The sequence below is a fragment of the Thioalkalivibrio sp. ALJ4 genome, assembly GCF_000377225.1.
GTDB lineage: Bacteria > Pseudomonadota > Gammaproteobacteria > Ectothiorhodospirales > Ectothiorhodospiraceae > Thioalkalivibrio.
Window position 1 is genome coordinate 237,751 of the sequence record NZ_KB897919.1, and the last position, 18,114, is coordinate 255,864.

Annotated in this window: 16 protein-coding genes, 1 tRNA gene and 1 CRISPR repeat array; of the genes, 12 read left to right on the plus strand and 5 right to left on the minus strand. The window is 63.3% G+C overall.

From position 1 onward, the window contains the following. Positions 1 to 74 precede the first annotated feature (74 nt). The 11 genes from C936_RS0110620 (at position 75) to cas2e (ending at position 11,071) form a co-directional block, all read left to right on the plus strand. On the plus strand, positions 75 to 1,265 hold the full coding sequence (locus C936_RS0110620) for a pyridoxal phosphate-dependent aminotransferase (protein ID WP_018139276.1): 1,191 nt from the start codon (positions 75 to 77) through the stop codon (positions 1,263 to 1,265). Between the two features lie 55 nt (positions 1,266 to 1,320). Next, a tRNA-Asn gene (locus tag C936_RS0110625) sits at positions 1,321 to 1,396 on the plus strand. Positions 1,397 to 1,550: 154 nt separating this feature from the next. Then, on the plus strand, positions 1,551 to 1,724 hold the full coding sequence (locus C936_RS0110630; protein WP_018649504.1) for a carbon storage regulator: 174 nt from the start codon (positions 1,551 to 1,553) through the stop codon (positions 1,722 to 1,724). A gap of 672 nt (positions 1,725 to 2,396) precedes the next feature. Next, positions 2,397 to 5,147, plus strand: a complete 2,751-nt coding sequence (locus tag C936_RS0110640) for a CRISPR-associated helicase/endonuclease Cas3 (protein WP_081616853.1) — start codon at positions 2,397 to 2,399, stop codon at positions 5,145 to 5,147. Beyond that, positions 5,144 to 6,751, plus strand: coding sequence for a type I-E CRISPR-associated protein Cse1/CasA (gene casA, locus C936_RS0110645; RefSeq protein ID WP_018649507.1), 1,608 nt, complete (start codon positions 5,144 to 5,146; stop codon positions 6,749 to 6,751). Before C936_RS0110640 ends, casA begins: the two co-directional genes overlap by 4 nt. Beyond that, on the plus strand, positions 6,748 to 7,341 hold the full coding sequence (gene casB, locus C936_RS0110650) for a type I-E CRISPR-associated protein Cse2/CasB (RefSeq protein WP_018649508.1): 594 nt from the start codon (positions 6,748 to 6,750) through the stop codon (positions 7,339 to 7,341). Before casA ends, casB begins: the two co-directional genes overlap by 4 nt. Positions 7,342 to 7,368: 27 nt before the next feature. Then, entirely contained in the window at positions 7,369 to 8,400 is a 1,032-nt protein-coding gene (cas7e, locus tag C936_RS0110655) for a type I-E CRISPR-associated protein Cas7/Cse4/CasC (RefSeq protein ID WP_018649509.1), read from the plus strand. Between the two features lie 10 nt (positions 8,401 to 8,410). Further along, positions 8,411 to 9,139, plus strand: a complete 729-nt coding sequence (gene cas5e / locus C936_RS0110660; protein ID WP_018649510.1) for a type I-E CRISPR-associated protein Cas5/CasD — start codon at positions 8,411 to 8,413, stop codon at positions 9,137 to 9,139. Beyond that, entirely contained in the window at positions 9,139 to 9,840 is a 702-nt protein-coding gene (gene cas6e, locus C936_RS0110665; RefSeq protein WP_018649511.1) for a type I-E CRISPR-associated protein Cas6/Cse3/CasE, read from the plus strand. The genes cas5e and cas6e overlap by 1 nt, the downstream gene beginning before the upstream one ends. Positions 9,841 to 9,842: 2 nt before the next feature. Beyond that, the gene (gene cas1e, locus C936_RS0110670; protein WP_018649512.1) at positions 9,843 to 10,769 is read left to right on the plus strand and encodes a type I-E CRISPR-associated endonuclease Cas1e; all 927 of its coding nucleotides are present in this window, start codon (positions 9,843 to 9,845) and stop codon (positions 10,767 to 10,769) included. Then, positions 10,766 to 11,071 carry a type I-E CRISPR-associated endoribonuclease Cas2e gene (gene cas2e / locus C936_RS0110675; RefSeq protein ID WP_018649513.1) on the plus strand — a complete coding sequence of 102 codons (306 nt, stop codon included), beginning with the start codon at positions 10,766 to 10,768 and terminating at the stop codon, positions 11,069 to 11,071. Before cas1e ends, cas2e begins: the two co-directional genes overlap by 4 nt. Before the next feature lie 114 nt (positions 11,072 to 11,185). Continuing rightward, a CRISPR array of direct repeats spans positions 11,186 to 13,656; the repeat unit is 28 nt; unit sequence GCGTTCCCCGCACCCGCGGGGATGAACC. Between the two features lie 578 nt (positions 13,657 to 14,234). Here cas2e and C936_RS0110680 read toward each other — a convergent pair. The 3 genes from C936_RS0110680 to C936_RS0110695 all read right to left on the minus strand — a co-directional run bounded on the left by C936_RS0110680 (position 14,235) and on the right by C936_RS0110695 (position 17,056). Further along, positions 14,235 to 14,453, minus strand: coding sequence for a hypothetical protein (locus C936_RS0110680; RefSeq protein ID WP_018649514.1), 219 nt, complete (start codon positions 14,451 to 14,453; stop codon positions 14,235 to 14,237). A gap of 1,030 nt (positions 14,454 to 15,483) precedes the next feature. Then, the gene (locus tag C936_RS14965; RefSeq protein ID WP_155988207.1) at positions 15,484 to 16,590 is read right to left on the minus strand and encodes a hypothetical protein; all 1,107 of its coding nucleotides are present in this window, start codon (positions 16,588 to 16,590) and stop codon (positions 15,484 to 15,486) included. Continuing rightward, complete coding sequence (locus C936_RS0110695; RefSeq protein ID WP_018649517.1) at positions 16,580 to 17,056, minus strand: hypothetical protein; 477 nt, start codon at positions 17,054 to 17,056, stop codon at positions 16,580 to 16,582. Before C936_RS0110695 ends, C936_RS14965 begins: the two co-directional genes overlap by 11 nt. A gap of 275 nt (positions 17,057 to 17,331) precedes the next feature. Here C936_RS0110695 and C936_RS14970 point away from each other — a divergent pair, with 275 nt between their 5' ends. Next, the gene (locus C936_RS14970) at positions 17,332 to 17,526 is read left to right on the plus strand and encodes a hypothetical protein (protein WP_155998942.1); all 195 of its coding nucleotides are present in this window, start codon (positions 17,332 to 17,334) and stop codon (positions 17,524 to 17,526) included. Between the two features lie 6 nt (positions 17,527 to 17,532). Here the strand turns inward: C936_RS14970 and C936_RS0110700 are convergent, their stop codons facing one another. Both C936_RS0110700 and C936_RS0110705 read right to left on the minus strand, forming a co-directional pair. Beyond that, positions 17,533 to 17,760 carry a hypothetical protein gene (locus tag C936_RS0110700; protein ID WP_018993144.1) on the minus strand — a complete coding sequence of 76 codons (228 nt, stop codon included), beginning with the start codon at positions 17,758 to 17,760 and terminating at the stop codon, positions 17,533 to 17,535. 74 nt (positions 17,761 to 17,834) lie between these two features. Next, complete coding sequence (locus tag C936_RS0110705) at positions 17,835 to 18,041, minus strand: hypothetical protein (protein WP_018649518.1); 207 nt, start codon at positions 18,039 to 18,041, stop codon at positions 17,835 to 17,837. Between the last annotated feature and the right edge of the window lie 73 nt (positions 18,042 to 18,114).

An 18,114-nucleotide genomic window follows, 5' to 3' on the forward strand; every position in this document is an offset into this window, starting at 1 on the left:
TTATTTCGCCACTTGCGGCCGGTTATGCATTCGCGCCCGGCCGCCCACCCCGCCCAACCCGCATGAGGCCCGCCTTGGATATCGAGCTCTCCGATCGCGTTCAGCGCATCCAGCCCTCCCCCACCCTGGCCGTCAGCGCGCTGGCCGCGCAGCTGCGGGCCGAGGGCCGCGATATCGTCGGTCTGGGGGCCGGCGAGCCGGATTTCGATACCCCGGAGCATATCAAGCAGGCGGCCATCGACGCCCTTGCCCGCGGGGAAACCAAGTACACTCCAGTGGATGGTACGCAGGGCCTGAAAGACGCCATCATCCGCAAGTTTGATCGCGACAACGGGCTTACGTTCGAGCGTGACCAGATCCTGGTCTCCTCTGGTGGCAAGCAGAGCATCTTCAACCTCTGCCAGGCCCTGCTGAACCCGGGCGACGAGGTGGTGATCCCGGCGCCCTACTGGGTCTCCTACCCCGACATCGCACTTCTGGCCGGTGCGCGGCCCGTAGTGGTCAGCGCCACCCAGGAGGCGGGATTCCGGATTACGGGCGAGCAACTCGCGGCGGCGATCACGCCGAATACCCGCCTGGTGTTCATCAACAGCCCGTCCAACCCCACTGGAGCGGCCTACTCGGCCGACGAGTTGAAGGCCCTGGCCGACGTGCTGCGCGAACACCCCCGGGTGGTGATCGCCACCGACGACATGTACGAACACATCCGCTTCGGCTCCACGCCGTTTGTGAACATCGTGAATGTGGCTCCGGATCTGCTCGAGCGCACCGTCGTGCTCAATGGCGTGTCCAAGGCCTACGCGATGACCGGCTGGCGTATCGGTTATGCCGGTGGACCGAAGAATCTGATCGCGGCGATGAAAAAGATCCAGTCGCAGAGCACCTCCAACCCCACCTCGATTGCGCAGGCCGGAGCGCAGGCCGCGCTGGATGGCGATCAGGGCTGCGTGATCGCCATGTGTTCGGCCTTCGCCGAACGGGCGCGGCACGTGGTCGACGGCCTGAATGCGATCGACGGCATCGACTGCCTGATGCCCGACGGCACCTTCTACTGCTTTCCACGAGTCACCGGCCTGATGCAGGCGGCCGACATCGACACCGATGTCGCCCTCACCAAGCAATTGCTGGACGAAGTCGGAGTCGCCCTGGTGCCCGGCAGTGCATTCGGCGCCCCGGGTCATGTGCGCGTCTCGTTCGCCACCAGCGTCGACATGCTCGACAAGGCACTGGACCGGCTCAGGCAATTCGCCTCGACCCACCGCTGAAGCAATAATTGAAGCTTGACGGGGTGGCCGCCCCCCATTAGGATCTGCGGCCAATTCCCCGGTAGCTCAGTCGGTAGAGCGGGTGACTGTTAATCACTAGGTCGGCGGTTCGAGCCCGTCCCGGGGAGCCAAACAAAGCAACGACTTAGGCCAGCCTTCGGGTTGGCCTTTTTCGTTTGTGTACCCGGATTTGTACCACTTGGCGCAGCCGTGTACCCGAGGCGCTTACCCACGCCCCCTCTGCTACGCTTTGTCGGCGTCCAAACGCACACAGAGGTTCCAGCCATGCTTGTACTTACCCGCGAAACGGGCGAATCCGTCTGGATTGGGCAAAATGTTCGCGTGACGGTTGTGCGCGTGAAAGGCGGCCAGGTAAAGCTCGGTATCGAAGCCCCGCACGACGTGCCGGTGCTGCGCGACGAACTGGCAGAAGATCTGCCGGAGCCGCCACACGAATAACGCAACCTGGCCCGACTGAAAGGCCGTTGCAGATTGGGCCGTTTCAACACAGGATGTTTGTCGAACTACGTATTTCGGTGAAGGTGATCGCAGGGCAGCAACGGAACAATTCCTGAGGAGTCGCTGGGGGTCTCACGCTAGTCGAGTACCGACAGCGGCAGCCCCCGGAAACCTCTAGTTATGCGTGGATCTAATCCGGGGAAGTGGACACACCCAAGTTCCGTCCGGTGCAACCGAACCAGCGCATCGTCGATGAAATGCCAGCCTGATTTGCGGCATAGCCCTCTTCGCGGGGGCTATTTTGTATCTCCCGATAGTCTCCTCGCTCCGAACCCGCCTCTCAGACTTCTTCGGCGGGGTGTGTTACTGGTCAAGCACCTCGGACACTTCTGTGGCACTTTCCACTATCCGTGGGCAGACCGGCGTGGACTAAGCTCTCAACAGATCCCTGTTGAGCGGAAACTCCGGACATCCAACAGGACGGTGCTCTCCAGAAACTTTGGACGCTGATGTAGAGACGAGAGTTTTTTCTCAACCTCCCTCCGGTGGCTCACTATGTGAGCCACTGTCCCTGCTTAAGTAGGGTTGTCTCCCGCTGAAACCATTATTGCTATGTGGAAATGGTCCGACAGCGGTGGCACACTAACCAATGCTGGAGGAAGAGCGAGGCTCATGGAACAGAGGCCAGACAAGGCGGGCAGCCCTGAAGCCTATGTTCAGGGTTTCTTTCGCTACTGGGGCAAAGCCGACGGAAAGCGCTCAACCGACGATCCCTGCCACCTGCTCCCGTTCCATTCCCTTGATGTTGCAGCCGTTGGTCAGGCGCTGCTGGAAGGCGCGCCCATACGAACCAGGCAACTGGCGAACAGCCTCCGGATGGATACGGAGACGCTGGTTTCTTTCTTCGTCTACTCCCTCGCCCTTCACGATCTGGGAAAATTCGCCCGCTCCTTTCAGGGGCTCGCCCGTCCGCAGGTCCCGTTCCTCGTCCAGCCCGCCGCGCTGCCTTACAACGAAAGGCACGACAGCCTCGGGGCGCAGGCCTGGTATGAAAAGCTACTGATCCCAAGGTTGAATGACCGCCAGCAAGCCGGGGCATCGAGGCTGGACCTGATGGACGAGGAAGACGCTTTGCGCCTGTGGATGGGCTGCTTCTTCGGACACCACGGCAAGCCGGTCCAGGGGGGCAGTGCGCCGCTGAGTGCGGCCTTCCTGGAGGAGGATCTGCGCGCCCTGGAAGCCTTCTCCCGTGCTGCGGAAGGCCTGCTGCAGCCCGCATGGCCCAGCGAACTGCTCGGCGACGAAGCGTGGCGCAAAGAGGCCCTGGCACCCGCAAGCTGGCAGATCGCCGGCCTGGCCGTGCTGGCCGACTGGCTGGGTTCGAATGCGGATATCTTTGCCTATCAGGCCGAACCGGTTCCGCTGCAGCAGTACTGGAATGAAACGGCCCTGCCACGAGCCCACCAGGCCCTGGCCGAAACGGGCCTCCTTCATCGCCCAGGCCCTGTTTCCTACCCCGGCTTTACGTCGGCCTTCGGATTCCAGCCTACTCCCCTCCAGGCCTGGGCCGAGACGGCACCGCTGGCCGAAGGTCCCCAGCTATTTCTGCTGGAGGACATTACCGGCGCCGGCAAAACCGAAGCCGCCCTGACCCTGGCTCACCGACTGCTCGCAGAACGTCAGCACGAAGGCCTGTACTTCGGCCTGCCCACCATGGCGACTTCCAACGCCATGTACCGGCGCCTGGGCGGCTACTATCGCCGCCTCTATCCGCCTGACACCGAGCCCTCGCTGATCCTGGCCCACGGCGCCCGGGACCTGAACGAAGCCTTCCGGCAATCCGTTGTTCTCTCCACCAGCGACGACGCCCCTTACACGCGCAACGAAGACAGCGCAGGCAGCGCCTGCCGCGCGTGGCTCGCCGACAACCGCAAGAAGGCCCTGCTGGCCGAGGTGGGTGTGGGCACCATCGACCAGGCCCTGCTCGCCGTCCTCCCGCGCAAGCATCAGCCCCTCCGCCTGCTCGGGCTCGCCGGGAAGGTGCTGATCGTCGACGAAGTCCATGCCTACGACACCTATACCAGCGGTCTGCTCAAGGCCTTGCTGGACGCCCACGCGCGGCAGGGCGGGTCGGCCATCCTGCTCTCCGCCACGATGCCGAGGGTCTTGCGGGAAGACCTCGTTGGTGCCTGGCAGCAAAGCCGCGGTGAAAACACCGCTGGAACCCTGAACAACGACAGCTTCCCGCTGGCCACCCACGTGCGGGGCGCCGAAGTCGACGAAACACCGCTGGCGGCCAGCCCCTTCAGCGGTCGCAACCTGCCGGTGGAATTCGTCCACACCACCGAAGAGGCCCTGGACATCGTAGTCGGTGCCGCCCGCGAAGGCCGCTGCGCGTGCTGGATCCGCAATACCGTGGACGATGCCATCGCGGCCTATCAGCAGGTGAGCGAACAGCTCACCTCGCCGGAACAGGCCATGCTGTTCCATGCCCGCTTCACCATGGCGGATCGCCAGCGCATCGAAAACGCTGCCCTGCAGCGCTTCGGCTGCGACTCCGCGGCCGCAGACAGGCAAGGCCAGGTTCTGGTCGCCACGCAAGTGGTCGAACAAAGCCTGGACCTGGATTTCGATGTCCTGGTCACCGACCTGGCCCCGATCGACCTCGTTATCCAGCGTGCCGGCCGGCTCCACCGACACCGGCGCGACACGCGGGGCAACCGCGTGGATCATACCCACGCTGGAGAGGACCGCCCGGCCCCGGCCCTCCACGTGCTGGCCCCGGAATGGACCGACACCCCCAACCCGAACTGGCTGCCGCCGCTGTTACGCGGCACCGGCTACGTCTACCCCGACACCGCACAACTCTGGAACACCTGCCGCATCCTGCGCGAAGAAGGGGCCATCCGCCTTCCCGAGCGGGCGCGGGTCCTCCTTGAGGCCGTCCACGGCGGCACACGCGTGCTCCCGGAAGGCCTCGAAGACACTCACTACGGTCACTACGCCGACCAGAACGTCGCCCGGTCGGTGGCCCGCTTCAACGCACTGAGGCCGGAACAGGGATACCAGATCCCGCTCGACGGAGCCGGTTGGGACGACGACCAGGAACTGGGTACACGACTCAGTAACGAGAAGACCATTTCTGTCGCCCTGGTGAAGGAGACTGATGGGCACCTGCTACCCATGCACGAGCACGAACGACACCCATGGGCCATGAGCACGGTACAGCTACGAGAAAGCCAGGCACGCCGACTCCCGCCCCTGCCACAGGCACTGGAATCGGAAGCGGACCTCCTGCGCGAAATGCACCGTTTTCTTCGCGGCACCGTTTTCTGGCTGCCCGACGAAGAGGACGCATCCCGATACGACACTACCCTGGGCGCAATCATCGCGCGAGGCTCGGGAAGAGGAGAGAGCGTATGAACCTGATTAACGACCCCTGGCTGCCGTTTCGGCGGCGCGATGGCGGGGTGGAATACGGCCCACCCGCAGCCGTGGCCAATCCGGAGTTCGTGGACCTTGCCCTGCCCCGCGCGGATTTCCAGGGCTCGGCCTGGCAGTTCCTGATCGGGCTGCTGCAGACCGCCAGCGCCCCGGCCAGCCGCAAGCAGTGGCTGCAGATGTGGATGGAGCCACCTTCGACGGACGACCTGCAGGCGCGGTTCGCCCCGTATGCCGGAACATTCGAACTGTTCGGCGACGGTCCCCGCTTCATGCAGGACCTGGATCCTATGGAACAGGCCAAAACAGCCCCGGCCGCGGGCCTTCTCATCGAAGCCCCTGGCGAACAGGGTCTGAAGCAGAATACCGATCACTTCGTGAAACGCGGCGTGGGCGAGGAGATGTGCCCCCGTTGCGCTGGCCTGGCCCTGCTCACCATGCAGCTTACCGGTCCGGCGGGCGGCACCGGCTATCGCGTCGGGCTGCGAGGCGGCGGGCCACTGACCACCCTGGTCCTGCCTCATGACAAGGAAGCCTCGCTGTGGCACAAGCTGCTGCTCAACCTGCTCGGCCGCGACCGGTTCACGTATCCGGACCCGCAGCCGGACGACGGCCGCATCTTTCCCTGGCTTGTGCCGACCCGAACCAGCGAGAAAGGCTCTCCCACGCTCACGACGACTCCGGATGACATGCATCCGTTGCATGTGTACTGGGCCATGCCCAACCGATTCCGCCTCGAAGTGGAGGATGAAGCCTGTGAGTGCCGTGTCTGCGGGCGTCATGACGAAGGCCGCGTCCGAACCATGCGGGTGACCAACTACGGGTACAACTACGATGGCAGCTGGGTTCATCCGCTGACCCCGTATCGGTTCGACCCGAAAAAGGCGGACCCGCCACTCTCGCAGAAAGGCCAGCCCGGAGGCATTGGCTACCGCCACTGGGAATCCCTGGTGCTGAAGGACGAGAAGGACCAGGGCAACCTGCCGGCGCAGGTGGTGCAGGACTACCTGACCACCAAGGCCGACACCCTCAGGTTCGCATCGGACACGGCAACCGTTTCCCGCCAGGCCCGGCTGTGGGTGTTCGGCTACGACCTCAAGCAGAACAAACCTCGCGGCTGGTACAGCACCGAAATGCCTCTGGTCGCCGTCGCGGACGAGCACCGGGACAAAATGCTGCACTGGGTCCGCCAGCTGAGTGACACCGCGGAAAAAGCGGCCTGGCAGACGCGGTCGGCGATCAAGGCCGCATGGTTCAGCCGTCCAGGCGATGCCAAAGGCGACTTCACATTCGTCGATCAGCGCGTATGGGAGGCAACCTCCGGGGCGTTCTATGCCTGCCTCAAGGACATGCCCTCCGAACTGCCTCGCCACGCTGCCCTGCCTCCGCAGATTGCGCAGCGGTGGCAGCAGGCCCTGCGCGACCAGGCCATGCACACCTTTGACGACCTGGCCCTGTCCGGCGAGACCGAAGCCGCGGACCTCAAGCGGGTCATCGCGGCACGCGGCAAACTCCGCGGCTGGCTTTTCAAGGGCAAGGAAATGAAGAACCTCCGCCAGGCGGCGGAACAGGAGGAAGCCGCATGAACGAAACCGCATTCGACCCGCATGTCCTGGTCCTGCGGGACCGCGAGGATGAAGAAGGAGTCGCAGACACCGTCCTTCATTGGTGGGAACGGCTGTCAGAGAAAGACAGGGCGGCCCGTGCGGAACTGCGCCATGCCAGCGGCCCCGACGATGTGCTGTTGACCGAAGGGTTCCGGAATCTCTGGTTCACCCTGCCCCCGGGCCGCCGTCGTACATGGGATATGCGCGCCTGGGGCTGTGTGGCCGCCGCCCTGGCCGAGGTCAACACTCACGACGCTGCAAGGAGTCTGGCAACCGCGATGGGCTCGGAATCCGAAGCCGGCAGCGGCAAGCCACGCGTGAGTGAACTGCGGTTCCAGCAACTGCTGCGCAGCGATGACCTGGATGATTTCCTGCGCCGCATCCGGCGCGCAGTTCGGCTGCTGAAAAGGGACGTCAACGTCGTCTCGCTGGCCGACAACATCCTCCACTGGAACCGCGAGAAAGGAGGAGACCTGGCCCCCAGGCCCGATCGCCGGCTCGCCGTCCGGTGGGCAAACGACTACTTCACCGCACTCGCGACCTACGAAAAATCCCGGAGCGCCAGCTAGGCCCCAACACCTTACGGAGAACCAACCATGAGCCGTTTCATTCAGCTGCACATGCTTACGTCCTACCCGCCGGCCAACCTCAACCGCGACGACATCGGCCGGCCCAAGACCGCCCGCATGGGTGGCGTCGAACGCCTGCGGGTTTCCTCGCAGAGCCTCAAGCGCAACTGGCGCACCTCGGATGTGTTCCAGAGCGGCCTCGCCGACAACCTTGGCACCCGTACCAAGCGCCTCGGGATCGAAGTCGAGCAGCGCCTGGTCGCAGGTGGCATCAAGGAAAAATCCGGCCATGAGTGGGCGGCAAAGATTGCCGGCGTCTTTGGCAAGCTCCAGAAAAACAGCGTCGAAATCGAACAGCTGGCGCACATCAGCCCGGAAGAGCGCCAGGCCGTGGACGCGCTTTGTGACACGCTGGTCGAGGAAAACCGCGAACCGACGGAAGACGAACTCAAGCTGCTGCGCACCAACCCCGCCGCTGCCGACATCGCCCTGTTCGGACGGATGCTGGCGGCCCACCCCGTCTACAACGTCGAGGCCGCCTGTCAGGTCGCGCACGCCATCACCGTCCATCCGGTAGTGGTCGAGGATGACTACTTTACCGCCGTGGACGACCTGAACACGGGCGAAGAAGACATGGGTGCCGGGCATATTGGCGAGACCGGCTTCGCCGCCGGGGTGTTCTACAGCTACCTCTGCATCGACCGGGAGCAGTTGATCGAGAACCTGGGCGGCGACCAGGCACTCGCCGACCGCTCCATCCAGGCCCTGATCGAGGCGGCCGTGAAGGTCGCGCCACGGGGCAAGCAGAACAGCTTCGGCTCCCGTGCCTATGCCTCCTATGTGCTGGCCGAGAAAGGCGCACAGCAGCCGCGCTCGCTTTCCGTGGCCTTCCTCAAGCCGGTGAAGGGCCAGGGCGAAGACGCCATCCAGGCACTGGAACGGCAGATGGAAAACTTCGACCGGGTGTACGGGGCCTGCGCGGACGACCGCTGCTCCATGAATGCCCTCCAGGGCTCCGGCAGCCTGGATGAACTCAAGCAGTTCGTCGCCGCCGGCTGAGGAGGAAGAAATGCGCTACCTCGTATTCCAGTTATACGCGCCGATGGCGAGCTGGGGAGAGGCCGCAACCGGCGAGATTCGTCGCAGCGCGCGCCACCCTTCCCGCTCGGCCATCCTCGGTCTGCTGGGTGCCGCCCTCGGCATCCGTCGCGATGAGGACGACGCCCTGGCGGAACTGCGTGATGGCGTCGCCGTCGCCATCAAGCAGCTCAGCCCCGGGGTGGCGGTGCAGGACTATCACACCGCCCAGGTCCCCGGCCAGGATCGCAAGGCCCGGCGCCTGACCCGCCGGGATGAGCTGGCCGTCAAGGACAAGCTCCACACGATCCTGTCCACACGCGAATACCGGTGCGACGGGTTCTGGCGGGTCGCCATCCGCGCCACCGGAACCAGCCGCTGGTCCCTGGACGACCTGGCGGAAGCCTTGCACAACCCGCGCTTCGCGCTCTATCTCGGGCGCAAATCCTGTCCGCCGGCCGCACCACTGGCGCCGCGGATCGTGGAAGCCGAAGGCATCCGCGGCGCGCTGTCCTCGGAGTTCCCTGCGCTCACCCCGGATCCCGAGGGAGAGCACCGGCGGCTTGGCCTCGGGGAAGAAGTGGCCTACGCCTGGGAAGGCGAAAGCGGAGACCTGCCCGTTCAGGAAACGCGCTACCCCTATGACCAGCCGTTGCACCGCGGCCGGTGGCAGTTCGCCTCGCGGCCGGAACACTGGCATCAGACGCGGGAGGAATCCTGATGTACCTGTCCAGAGTCCGGGTCGCCACCGACGGCCTGAATCCGAAATCCCTGCAGCAACTCATGCAGGGAAACGCCTACGGCAACCATCAGCTGTTGTGGAAACTGTTCCCGAATGAAGACGGCCGACCGTTTCTTTTCCGCCAGGAACAGGAACACGATGTCCCATCGCTCGGCGAGCAGCCACGCGGCATGCCCCTGTTCTACGTGCTGTCGCAGATCGAACCCCAGGACGTACCCGGCCTGCTTTCCTGCGAAAGCAAACCCTTCGCGCCCCGATTGCAGGCCGGCCAGCAGCTCGGGTTCCGGCTGCGAGCGAACCCGGTGATTGCGCGACGCGAAGAAGGCCGCAAGAACTCGCGCCACCACGACGTACTCATGGATGCGAAGAAACAGGCCCGGTCCGAAGGAATCGACGACCGCACGGCGGTCCAGGAGCGGATGGACGACGCTGCACGCGCATGGCTGCAGGACGAAGACCGTGCCAACCGCAACGGCTACCGGCTTGTCGCGCCGCCGCAGGTCTCCAGCTATCGCCAGCACACCAGCCGCCGCAAGGGCAAACAGATCCGCTTCAGCGCCATCGACTTTGAAGGCATCCTCGAAGTCACCGATCCCGAGCGCTTCCATCAGAGCCTCTCTCACGGGATCGGGCGTTCGCGCGCTTTCGGCTGCGGGATGTGGATGATCCGGCGGGCCTGAGCATGGCCGGAGAATACGTCCCGCTCAAGCCCATCCCGATCAAGGAGCGGATGTCTACCATCTTTGTGGGCCGGGCGCAGATCGACGTCCGGGACGGTGCATTCGTCGTCATCGACGACGTCAACGGCGAACGGATGCATATCCCGGTCGGTTCAGTCACCTGCATCCTGTTGGAACCGGGAACCCGTATCTCGCACGCCGCGGTCCATCTGGCCGCCACCGTTGGGACACTGCTCACCTGGGTGGGGGAAGGCGGTGTTCGCCTCTACTCGGCCGGCCAGCCCGGAGGGGCACGCTCCGACAAACTCCTGTATCAGGCCCGGCTCGCACTGGAAGAACCCCTGCGGCTCAAGGTCGTGCGTCGGATGTACGCATTGCGCTTTGGCGAAGAACCGCCATCGCGTCGCTCCGTGGAACAGCTTCGTGGCATCGAAGGTGCCCGCGTACGCAAGACCTATCAGGTCCTTGCCAAACAGTACAAGGTCCCCTGGAAAGGCCGCAGCTACGACCCCAGGGACTGGGACGAAGCCGACCCGGTCAACCGCTGTCTTTCGGCCGCAACAGCCAGCCTGTACGGGGTGGCCGAGGCCGCCATCCTGGCGGCGGGTTATGCCCCGGCCATCGGCTTCCTACACACCGGCAAACCGCAAAGTTTTGTCTACGACATTGCCGACATCATCAAATTCGAGACCGTGGTGCCGGTCGCCTTCCGTATTGCTGCCCGGAACCCCGATCACCCGGAACGGGAAGTGCGGATCGCCTGCCGCGACGCATTCCGGGAACAGAAACTTCTCCCGCGGCTGATACCGCTGATCGAGGACGTCCTGGCCGCCGGGGGCATCGAACCGCCTCCGCCAGCACCGGAAGCGCAACCACCCGCGATCCCGGAGGCCGAACACCTGGGCGACGCCGGCCACAGGAGCAGATGACCATGACGATGCTGGTCGTCGTAACCGAGAACGTACCACCCAGACTGCGCGGCCGCCTCGCTATCTGGCTCCTGGAAATCCGCGCCGGAGTCTACGTCGGCGACGTAAACCGCCGCGTACGCGAAATGATCTGGGAACAGATCAACGCCTTGGTCGACGAAGGGAATGTGGTCATGGCATGGGCCAGCCGCCACGAATCCGGCTTCGAATTCCAGACATGCGGAAAAAACCGCCGTATACCAGTCGATTACGAAGGACTACGGTTGGTGCGCTTTGCACCCGAACCTGACCATGAAACATAACCCGCGGAAAATGCGGCACTCTTTAACAACTAGCAACCACTTGATTCCGCCGGCTGAGCTGGTGGATCATTCAGCCGCCAAAACCTTCCCGTAGATCAACAAAATACAGGAAGAGCGTTCCCCGCACCCGCGGGGATGAACCGTACTCTGGCACCGTGACAACCCGAGCAATCCGGCGTTCCCCGCACCCGCGGGGATGAACCGACGCGGACGACGAAAACCGCGTGCACTACCTGGCGTTCCCCGCACCCGCGGGGATGAACCTGGTGGAATACGGCACCGATGTGCTGGCCGGAGCGCGTTCCCCGCACCCGCGGGGATGAACCGGACGAGCCGAATATCCGGCGCGTCGGCGGGTTGCGTTCCCCGCACCCGCGGGGATGAACCGGCACGGGACTACTCAGAGGTTGCGGACCAGATGCGTTCCCCGCACCCGCGGGGATGAACCGTAGTCGTCTCGTCGAAGCGCGGATGCTCTGGCGCGTTCCCCGCACCCGCGGGGATGAACCGTACCTAGAGGTACAGAGAGAGTTGAGGTATTGGCGTTCCCCGCACCCGCGGGGATGAACCGTCCGTGATGCGATCCAGCGGAAGCCCGTCGACGCGTTCCCCGCACCCGCGGGGATGAACCGGCGTCGTTTCCGGCCCCTCGATCACCGAGAGCGCGTTCCCCGCACCCGCGGGGATGAACCGAACGACCGCACCGCGCGCGTCGCTGTGCTCGAGCGTTCCCCGCACCCGCGGGGATGAACCGGCGTTCGAGCTGGCAGTCTCGCTGGTGCAGGTGCGTTCCCCGCACCCGCGGGGATGAACCGCCACAATATGCGCTCTAGGTTGGCTTTATGGTGCGTTCCCCGCACCCGCGGGGATGAACCTGTTTGGAAGAGAATTGCCCCGGCTCCACTTCTTGCGTTCCCCGCACCCGCGGGGATGAACCGCTACAGCAGGTAGCGCGTTTACATCGTCAATCGCGTTCCCCGCACCCGCGGGGATGAACCGGGAACGGTCGATCTAACGATCCCGGCGCATGTGCGTTCCCCGCACCCGCGGGGATGAACCGGTCTGGCACATCGTCCCAAGATTCCAGAATAGGCGTTCCCCGCACCCGCGGGGATGAACCGGGTGGATGAAAACTTAGGAGGCTGGGCACCATGCGTTCCCCGCACCCGCGGGGATGAACCGGATTCGTGCGGGCGGTCCATGACCAGAGCAACGCGTTCCCCGCACCCGCGGGGATGAACCGCGGTGCAGGGCGCCCGCGATGCCGAGGAAGCGGCGTTCCCCGCACCCGCGGGGATGAACCGGGCGGACGGGGGTTCCGAATGAGCAGCATCCAGCGTTCCCCGCACCCGCGGGGATGAACCGGTTATAAGGATGATGCTGAGGCTGCAAGAGACGCGTTCCCCGCACCCGCGGGGATGAACCGGTGTGAGCAACAGCTACACGGTCTACGTCCTGGCGTTCCCCGCACCCGCGGGGATGAACCGGTAAAGGATGAACGTTTTGAGGTTGAGGCATCGCGTTCCCCGCACCCGCGGGGATGAACCGAACGTTCCCGCGTCTGAGCCTGTCAGGCTGTCGCGTTCCCCGCACCCGCGGGGATGAACCGGGAAGGCAGCGAGACAAGCCTAGAGATTGAAAGCGTTCCCCGCACCCGCGGGGATGAACCGGTTTAGGTCATTGTCCTGTAGTTCGTGTTCCTGCGTTCCCCGCACCCGCGGGGATGAACCGCACTTAGGCGACACGTTCGCCGGGTGCTGTCCGCGTTCCCCGCACCCGCGGGGATGAACCGACCTGTCCGGTGGCGAAGACAAGGCCGAAGCGGCGTTCCCCGCACCCGCGGGGATGAACCGTGGGAGAGGAAGCTGGACGGGTTCCCGCCCGGGCGTTCCCCGCACCCGCGGGGATGAACCGCTCGAGGGCGTTGGAACGGGCACGGTCGATTAGCGTTCCCCGCACCCGCGGGGATGAACCGTGCGGCGATCGGCAGAAGCCCGATGGGAAGGCGCGTTCCCCGCACCCGCGGGGATGAACCGTCGGCGTGGTTTCGATCGATGACTGGTCCCAGGCGTTCCCCGCACCCGCGGGGATGAACCGAAGCCGCCCGGCCCGTCCTCGCCTTCATAGAAGCGTTCCCCGCACCCGCGGGGATGAACCGTTCGCGCGGATGGTTTCGTTACGCGCCTTGGTGCGTTCCCCGCACCCGCGGGGATGAACCGGTTGAGAAGCACGCCGACTTTCGGGTGATCGCGCGTTCCCCGCACCCGCGGGGATGAACCGACGGCCTCGAAATGCTGACGGGAGTGTAATCGGCGTTCCCCGCACCCGCGGGGATGAACCGTACCAGACCACGGTCCCGTCCGTCAGCGAGTAGCGTTCCCAGCACCCGCGGGGATGAACCGCCCACTTCTGTGGCGGCTTCGTGGATGATGCCGCGTTCCCCGCACCCGCGGGGATGAACCGGCTTGGGCCTTCGCCGGCATCCCCGACGCGGCGCGTTCCCCGCACCCGCAGGGATGAACCGGAGACTACGATGCTTTTCTATCTGCTGCTGTTACGTTCCCCGCACCCGCGGGGATGAACCGCGCTCGTAGATGTGGGGCGACATGAAGGGACATCACTTCGTCAGCAACACTTATTTCAGTGAAAGCCATTTTCGTTTAGTACTTTAGAGTTAATACGAAACGACATCCGTCCCTCGTGTACCCAGTTCTGTACCACCGCGGCGCGGTGTGCACCCGCTTCATTCTGGGTATCGGCTCCAACTCCCGGGTCGATTGATGCATGATCGGTGCGACGACACGTCGCCGGCGAAGGAGCATTACGCATTGCCCTCGTCGGGGAAGTCCTGGTCGCGCTACTCCCGAGCTCCAGAAAGCGGAAGCCCGGCGCGGGACTGGGCTTGCGCGGTTTCATCGGTTCCTGGTCTCGGCGGTCCTGCGTCGCCATCTCGCGCCGCAAGGGTTCTAGCTCGGAGGGCATCAGCCGACGGGACGCGGACCCGGGCGAGGAATCGGGCTCCCGACTCCTTGAGCCGGTTGATCGGGTGCCTCCCCACCACTCTGAGGGTTCTTGGCCATCGCGATACTCAGCCACACCCGACCACGAAACAGGGCGGCGTTCTCGTGCGTTATAGAATCATCCGTTACCCAACATCTAGCGACTACTCGCCTTCCAGTCGCTCCGCTAGGCGCTTATAAAAGCCGATCGTGCTCGTCGCATCCTCCATGATCATGGGTGCCGCAATACCTATGACAACAAGGAAAACGCCGAACCAACCACCGACGATCATCCCGGCTCCGAGGTTCGTGACCAGAGTGACAAAGCCAAATGCCGCGTAAACGTTTCTTCTATCGTTCTCACCATTGGCGTGGTTTTTCATCAGACTTGGTTTCGCTCATTCGGTGCAGAGGGAAAGAGAGAATTTTCCAAGGAGAAGGTATGCCATAGCGAATCTAGCGCAGACGCTGCAAGCGAAGATACGCGGTGGTCGATGTCCTTGTGGCGAAGCATATGTACATAGATGCGATCTTGCCAGGCTCGTGTTTCCGCATCATGCCCGCGAGCGCGTAACCATCGCGCAAATTCCGCACCATGTGGGCGCCCCTCACTTGAAAACTCCGGAATGTGCGCCTGGAGTAGCTGTTGCAGTGAAGCCCATCGGAGGGACTCTTCCGTTGGCTCGTGGATCCAGCTTCGTTCCCAAAAGTCGGCGCGGTATCCCTCGCCGATCAGGATCGATCCGCAAAAGGGGCAGGCGCGGATTGCCACACCCAGTAGCGTTTGAGGGGCTTTGAGATTGCCGGGGAGTTCCCACGTATGCCCTACCCTCTCACAAACGGTGGGCATGTACTGCAGGATGCGCGCCTCAAAGGCTAGATCGAAGGCGACGAACTGCGGGTAGCCGGCTGACTCTATGAAAATGGCCCGCCGATAGGCTTGGCATCCGGCGCCATTGCGGGGTGCGCGTTGCATCCAGTCGACATTCTCCACGTGTTCGTATGCTACCTGCGCGGGGCTGCACGCCCATTTAAAGTGCATGTCAAAATTAGGTACGAATGTGTCTTCTACGAACACACCGTCCACGATCAGCGCCGGCCACTCGCTGTCATACGCTTCAGGGTTCCAGAGCCTTCCTACCGGTCCACGAGCATGGTCACTAACTCTTATAGGATTAGATCCGCTCAGTGATCGAAGCTCACCGAGTGTTGTCCTCTCCGTTTCATATGGCCACAGGCGGTAGTGCAACTGCGCTACCGCTTCGAGTTCGGCATAGGGGTCTCTAAAAATCATTCGGTTACAACGTCGACCGGTTCATTCGTTGCTGTTGTCGCATGGACAGATCGCAGTGGGCTCCTGGGAAACGGTTAAATCGCTCCAGGTGCTTGCATCCGTCCGGTGTCCCGATCCCGTTAACGGATTCGAATTTGCTTCGCCATTTCGAAGAACTCCGCTTGCAGTTCCGGGTGTCTTTCCTGCATGCGGCCCATAAGTGACCATTGATACACGTCGCCATTGAGCTTAAAGGCCAATGTGTAGGTTCCGCCCTGTGAAGGAGCCTGGTTGGGGAAGAACACGTACCGCGCCTCAGTATCCGCGAGATCAATGACTCCCTCTGATCTTGCTGGCTGGCCTTGCCGGGCGCCTCTCAGAAGGGTTTCCGCGGGATCGTGGACACTGGGCAAGCCTTCATATCGAACTCCGATGTAAAGACGGCCGGAATTCGGTTCAACGTACTGCGCGGCGGTCGCCTGACCTACCGCTAAAGGAAGGGTCTCAATCTCTGGCTTGCCAGGAAATGGAAATCGAACACTGCCGAGTGATTCGTACTGCTCTTCGTCGCTGGGTAGCCGCAATGAAGAGAACGGTGGTGGAAAAAATACCCCTGATCGGCCTTGGAACGCTGGTGCAGCGGATAAACGTAGCCGATCACGGTTGGCGGCAAAGATCTCCTGTCCTACACGTCCCGATATACTGGGAAATTCTTGAAGTGCCCAAGTGTGTATTCGTCCTTGATCGAAGACCGCGACGGTGTGGCTCGAGGCCACGTGGCCGACGACTCCCATCGTAGCGGTGACGTAGCGAGCGGGCCGTCCCTGAATTGAGAGGGCCCCTTGATCAAGCGGTCGTCCATCCATCGCTTCGAGGCTTCCAGCCAGGTAGTCTGAGAGCCATTCGTCTGGATCACCGTCCATCAACTCGGGGTTGGGGGATAGCATGACTGTGGCCGTGTAGCCGATCGAAAAGCGTTCGTCTGTGTATTGGTAGACTGCCAACCGAGATCCATGTTCGAACACATCGGCCAGCCGATTCGGCTCGGCCGGAAACGGCAATGACACTTCGCCCGCCAGTTCGTAGAGCGGGAGGGTCGGAGTGGGATCGGCTGTGGCAGATACCCCTGGAACCATCAATAGGAAAGGCCAGAGAAGCAGCCCCCATAGCCATACGGCGCGGGGGCCGCGGACTTTCTGCGGTCCGTGATCTGCGGTTTCACCGGGAAAGGCGCGATCAGGTTTCATGTCCGCTTCCTTCTTCACGAGGATCCCACTCCGACCGTCCCTCCATTACGAGCCGCCAGGCTTCTGGGTCCCCTTCGACAAAGCCGGGAAGCACCCCAATTTTGGCCGCATACCCGTATTGGCGTGCGCCCGGGCTCTTTAGCAGCCCTTCTTCATATAACTGCGCGGTCGTTTTCCCCTCGCCATCCTCCGCCTTAAGGGCAAGGAAATCGGGGTCTACAGCCGCTTCTGGGCCAGTAGTCGTCGCGTTGGAAGGGGCCCAGCCCGTCTCCGCTTGATCAGACAGGCCCGGGTCGCCCGGATCCATCGGTAAGCCAGCGATCGTTCGGTCGATCGGATCGTCCGGCTTAAGCCACCCCGGCGGCATCCGCGCAGAGATCGCTTCGTTGATCTCGTCGTAAGGACGCCCCTCCTGCACCATCTGCCGTATCTCGTCCCAGATCGCCCCAAGGGTTCGCTGATTCATCTTGCTTCTCCACAGCGGATCCGTAGAGATAGCCTACATGCTGGGTATTGCCCATGGGGTTGGTCGTCCCTTTGGGTCTCTTTTAATGGCCCAACCAGCACGCGCAAATCTGGAGCCAGTGACGTGGTAGCGGGTATGCGACGGTGGTGCCGTTTCTATCCCCTTTTCGTCCCTCGAGACGGGCGACTGCAGGGTGTAGGTTTTCGGCATGGTGATTTGCCGGATATGCCAGGCGATGGCTGAGGCACGAGATTGTTCCTCAGGGGAGATAGCGCATGACCAACGGAAAACGTATCGCATTGTCGGCCGCCGCGGGCCTGACCGTAGTGTTGGTGGTTACCGTGGTCCGCGGGGCACTCGCCACCGAACCTGGCGTCTCCTATGGGATCGGTGGTCCAGGATTCCTTGGAGCTATGGCTGCCTTTGTGACTTGGTGGATCACCGACGATAAGCCCGACAGCGATCGTTAGCAGGCCTCAATCGTGGCTCGCCCGCGATCGGATCACGTGCAATTCGCCGTAGACAAACTGCGTCAGTCGATCCCGCACGTATTCGCTTGTCGTCTTACCGTGGATGGCCGCGAGGCCGGCGATTGCGGTCTTGAGGTCTTCGGGCAACTTGACCTTGATCTCTTCGGTGGCCTTGCCGTCAGGGTGCGTGTTCCCGCTTCGCGAAAACCTCGGCTCGTCGTCTGCATCATTCATCATTTGGCTCCGTAGCGGTCATAAGCGCCCGTCAATGGGGTTGTCACCCGCGATCACTCGGGTGAACCGAATCGTCAATCCTTCACGGCCTTCCGTATCTCGCTGAGCGCGTGCCGGATCTGCTCCGGCGTCTCCAGCGGGTAGCCCGCCTCGCGCGCCGCGCTGATCAACATCAGGCGGGCCTGTGCGGCCTTGATCGCGGCTTGCCGCTTCTCCGGAGGCATCGCATCGAGCCGCGCCTGCAAGCGAGCCCGGATGGCTTCGCGCTTGGATTGACTCATCGCCGGTCCTCCGTATGGGCGCTCGCATAGAGGCAGATTAGTCTCGGTTAAGCAGCTTCGCGTGCTCCCTCAA